Origin of the sequence: Kytococcus sp. HMSC28H12 (assembly GCF_001816045.1) — a bacterium.
Classification (GTDB): Bacteria; Actinomycetota; Actinomycetes; order Actinomycetales; family Dermatophilaceae; genus Kytococcus; species Kytococcus schroeteri.
The window spans coordinates 1-4,947 of the sequence record NZ_KV824327.1 but is presented as its reverse complement, the minus strand read 5'-3'; the positions used below and the strand labels follow the sequence as shown (position 1 = coordinate 4,947).

3 protein-coding genes are annotated in these 4,947 nt (G+C 72.7%); all 3 read left to right on the top strand.

Going from position 1 to position 4,947, the window contains the following annotated elements:
• A partial coding sequence (locus HMPREF3099_RS02745; RefSeq protein ID WP_070703725.1) for an aldehyde dehydrogenase family protein occupies positions 1–1,365 on the top strand: 1,365 nt, incomplete at its 5' end.
• A 65-nt stretch (positions 1,366–1,430) separates the two neighbouring features.
• Entirely contained in the window at positions 1,431–3,179 is a 1,749-nt protein-coding gene (betA, locus tag HMPREF3099_RS02740; protein ID WP_070703723.1) for a choline dehydrogenase, read from the top strand.
• Between the two features lie 83 nt (positions 3,180–3,262).
• Positions 3,263–4,947 (top strand): choline BCCT transporter BetT (gene betT / locus HMPREF3099_RS02735; protein WP_237769712.1); only part of this gene is annotated, 1,685 nt, incomplete at its 3' end.

Genomic DNA, 4,947 nt, shown 5'->3' with positions numbered 1-4,947 from the left:
CAGGCCGTGGCCGCCGCCCGCCGCGCCTTCGACGCCGGCGAGTGGTCCGCCCTCCCCACGCCCGAGCGGGCCGACCTCGTCTCCCGGCTGGCCGACGCGCTGGAGGCCGAGAAGGAGGAGGTGGCCCGCCTCGAGGCGCTCGACACCGGCAAGCGAATGGTCGAGGCCCGCATCGACATGGACGACGTGATCGGCGTCTTCCGCCACTTCGCCGCGCTCGGCCAGCAGCACGCCGGCCGCGTGGTGGACACCGGCATGCCCGACGTGGAGTCGCGCGTGGTGCACGAGCCGGTGGGCGTCTGCGCGCTCATCACCCCGTGGAACTTCCCGCTGCTGCAGACCTCCTGGAAGGTGGCCCCCGCCCTGGTGGCCGGCAACACCTTCGTGCTCAAGCCCAGCGAGAACACGCCCCACACCGCCGTCTGGCTGCTGCGCACCCTGGAGCGCCTCGGCCTGCCCGCCGGCGTGGGCAACCTCGTGCTCGGCCCCGGCGACCCCGTGGGCACCGTGATCACGGAGCACCCGGACGTGGACCTCGTCTCGTTCACCGGCGGCCTGCGGACCGGGCGGCGCATCATGGCCGCCGCCGCGCCCACGGTGAAGAACATCGCCCTGGAGCTGGGCGGCAAGAACCCCTTCGTGCTGTTCGCCGACGCGGACCTGGACGCCGCCATCGACAACGTGGTCACCGCGATCTTCCTCGACGCCGGGCAGGTCTGCTCCGCCGGCAGCCGCCTCGTGGTGGAGGAGTCCGTGCACGACCGCGTGGTGGACGAGGTGGTGCGCCGCGCCGAGCAGATCCGCCTCGGCGGGCCCTTCGACGAGGAGGCAGAGAGCGGCCCCCTCATCAGCGAGGCGCACCGCGACACGGTGCACGCCTACGTGCAGGCCGCCGTGGCCGAGGGGGCGCAGCTCCGCTGCGGCGGCGAGGCACCCGGCGGCGAGCTGTCCTCCGGGTGGTTCTACCGCCCCACCGTGCTGGACGGCTGCCACACCTCCATGGACTGCGTGCAGGACGAGAGCTTCGGCCCCGTGCTCACCGTGGAGACCTTCCGCGGCGACACCCCCCAGGAGGCCGAGGACGCCGCCGTGGCCCTGGCCAACGACACCATCTACGGCCTGGCCGGCGCCGTGTGGACCGAGAACGCCGGCCGCGCCGCCCGTGTGGCCCGCCGCCTGCGCCACGGCACCGTCTGGGTCAACGACTTCCACCCCTACGTGCCGCAGGCCGAGTGGGGCGGCATGAAGCAGTCCGGCATCGGGCGCGAGCTCGGCGTCGAGGGGCTGGGGGAGTACGTGGAGACCAAGCACGTGTGGCACAACACCCGCCCCGCCCGCGCCGACTGGTTCGCCGACCGCGGCTGAGCCACCCCGGCCGGCCCACCGGCCCCCATCGACACCACAGACCACACCGACCCGTGAGGAGAACCATGAGGAAGCGCTACGACTACGTCATCGTCGGGGGCGGCTCGGCCGGCTCCGTGCTGGCCAACCGCCTGTCCACCGACCCGTCCACCACCGTGCTGGTGCTCGAGGCCGGACGGGCCGACTTCGTCTGGGACCCGCTGATCCAGATGCCTGCCGCCCTGGTCTTCCCCAGTGGCAACCCGCTCTACGACTGGGCGTACGAGTCCGAGCCCGAGCCCTACATGGGTGGCCGCCGCATCAAGCACGCCCGCGGCAAGGTGCTGGGCGGCTCGTCCTCCATCAACGGCATGATCTTCCAGCGCGGCAACGCCGGCGACTACGAGAAGTGGGCGCAGAACGAGGGCCTGGAGCACTGGGACCACGCGCACAACCTGCCGTACTTCAAGCGCATGGAGACCTGCCTGGCCGGCGCCGACGCCTGGCGCGGTGGGGCCGGCCCGCTCAAGCTGGAGCGCGGCCCGGCCAGCTCCCCGCTCTTCCAGGCCTTCTTCGAGGCGACCCAGCAGGCCGGCTACCCGGCCACCGACGACGTGAACGGCTACCGCCAGGAGGGCTTCGCGCCGTTCGACCGCAACGTCTTCCAGGGCTCGCGCCTCTCGGCCTCCCGTGCCTACCTGTGGCCCGTCCGCAAGCGCAAGAACCTGCACGTGCGCACCCTGAGCCACGTCACCCAGCTGCGCTGGGAGGGCACCCGCGTGACCGGTGTGGACTTCGTCCGGGGTCCGCGCCGCACCCCGCACTCGGTGGAGGCCGGCGAGGTCATCCTCTGCGGCGGTGCGTTCAACTCCCCGCAGACCCTGCAGCTCTCCGGCGTGGGTGACCCCGCCACCCTGCAGGCCGCCGGCGTCACCCCGCGCGTGGAGCTGCCCGGCGTGGGCGAGAACCTGCAGGACCACCTCGAGGTGTACCTGCAGCACACCGCCACCCAGCCGGTGTCCATGGCGCCCTGGCTCGACCTCAAGAAGGCGCCCTACATCGGTGCCGAGTGGCTCTTCCGCAACCGCGGCCCCGGCGCCACCAACCACTTCGAGGCCGGTGGCTTCATCCGGACCAGCGACCGCGTGGACTACCCCAACCTGATGTTCCACTTCCTGCCCATCGCGGTGCGCTACGACGGCACCGCCGCCGGTGGCGACCACGGCTACCAGGTGCACATCGGCCCGATGAACTCCGACGTGCGCGGCGACCTGCGCATCCGCAGCAACGACCCCTTCGAGCACCCCGCGATCCGGTTCAACTACCTCTCCACCGAGAACGACCGCCGCGAGTGGGTGGAGGTCATCCGTGCCGCCCGCCACATCCTGGCGCAGCCGGCCTTCGCGCCCTTCGACGGTGGCGAGATCTCGCCCGGTCCGGCCGTGGAGACCGACGAGGAGATCCTCGACTGGGTGGCCAAGGACGCCGAGACGGCCCTGCACCCCAGCTGCACGGCCAAGATGGGCCGCGACGCCATGAGCGTGGTGGACCCCGACACGATGCGGGTGCACGGCACCGAGGGCCTGCGCGTGGTGGACGCCTCGGTCTTCCCCTCCATCACCAACGGCAACATCTACGCCCCGGTGATGATGGTGGCCGAGAAGGCCGCCGACCTCATCGCCGGCAACACCCCGCTGGCCCCCGAGCACCCGCCGGTCTACCGCGCCAACGCCGGCATGCCGCTCTTCCCGCAGGGCGACCCGCGCAACGACGCGTGGGACGCCCGGGACGAGGTGCCCACCGCGGAGCAGGCCATGGCCGGGGAGACCCGGTGAGCGGGGCCACCGCGGCCGGGCCGCGGCAGGAGGGCCACCGGGCAGGGGTCGAGGCCCCTGCCCGGGCCGGGGTCGTATGGCCCGTGCTCGTCGCCTCGGGCGTGGTCACCGCGCTCGTGGCCGGGTGGGCCCTGGCGGCCCCCGAGCAGGCGGCCACCCAGCTGGGTGCCCTCACCACGTGGATCGCCACCTGGTTCGGGTGGTTCTACATCGCCCTGGCCACCGCCGTGCTGGTCTTCGTGGTGGTGCTCGGCGTGCGCCACTCGCGCACCCGGCTGGGCGCCGACACCGACCGCCCCGAGTTCTCCACCTTCGCCTGGGCCGCGATGCTGTTCGCCGCCGGCATCGGCACCGACGTCATGTTCTTCGCCGTCGCCGAACCGGCCAGCCAGTACCTCGCGCCGCCGCAGGGCAAGGGGGAGACCCTCGACGCCGCCCGCGAGGCCACCGTGTGGACGCTCTTCCACTACGGCGTCACCGGGTGGGGCATGTACACGCTCATGGGTATCGCGCTCGGGTACTTCGCGCACCGCCGCGGGCTGCCGCTGGCCGTCCGCTCGGCGTTGTACCCCCTCATCGGGCAGCGCGTCCGCGGGCCGGTGGGGCACGCGGTGGACACCGCCACCGTGCTCGGCACGATCTTCGGCGTGGCCACCTCGCTCGGCATCGGCGTGGTGATGCTCAACGTGGGCATCGACATCCTGTTCGGCACCGGGCAGGGCATCGCCCAGCAGGTGGGCCTGGTGGTGCTGGCCGTGGCCGTGGCGACGGTCTCGGCCACCACCGGCGTGGACCGCGGCATCCGGCTGCTCTCGCAGCTCAACGTGGTGCTGGCCGTGGCCCTGGCGTTGTGGGTGCTGGTCACCGGCGACACCGCCTTCGTGCTCAACGCCGTCGCCATGAACGTGGGCGACTACGTGGCGCTCTTCCCGGGCACCACCCTGGACACGATGGCCTTCGACCACCCCGAGGAGTGGATGAGCGCCTGGACGCTCTTCTTCTGGGCGTGGTGGGTGGCCTGGGCGAGCTTCGTGGGCATGTTCCTGGCCCGCATCTCGCGCGGCCGCACCATCGGGCAGTTCGTGCTCGGCACGCTCACCATCCCGTTCACCTACATCGTCATGTGGGTGTCGATCTTCGGGAACTCCGCGGTGCAGCGCATCCGGGGTGGCGACACCGCGTTCGGCGAGCTCGCCGTGGACTCCCCGGAGCAGGGCTTCTTCACCCTGCTGCAGGACCACCCGCTGCCGATGCTGCTGGTGGGCGTGGCCACCTTCGTGGGCCTGCTGTTCTACGTGACCTCGGCCGACTCCGGCGCGCTGGTCATGGCCAACCTCAGCTCCGACCTGCCCGACCCGGAGACCGACGCCCACCCCGCCCTGCGCATCGGGTGGGCCGTGGCCACCGGCGTGCTCACCATCGCGATGCTCGTGGTGGGCGGCATCCCGGCGCTGCAGAGCGCCACCATCGTCATGGGCCTGCCGTTCGCGGCGGTCATGGTGCTGGTGATGGTGGGGCTGCACCGTGCGCTGGAGGCCGAGCGGGCGCGGGTGGACGCCCACCGTGCCTCGCTCACCGGCCAGCTGGCCCGCGGCGAGGGGCACGGACGCTCCTGGCGCACCCGCCTGGGCACCACCCTCGGGGCGGTGAGCGTGGCCCGGGCCACCGAACGGCTCGAGGAGGTGGTGCTCCCGGCCCTGGAGTCGGTGGCCACCGAGCTGCGCCGCCGCGGCGTGGACGCCCACGTGGAGGCCAGCGAGCCGCTGGA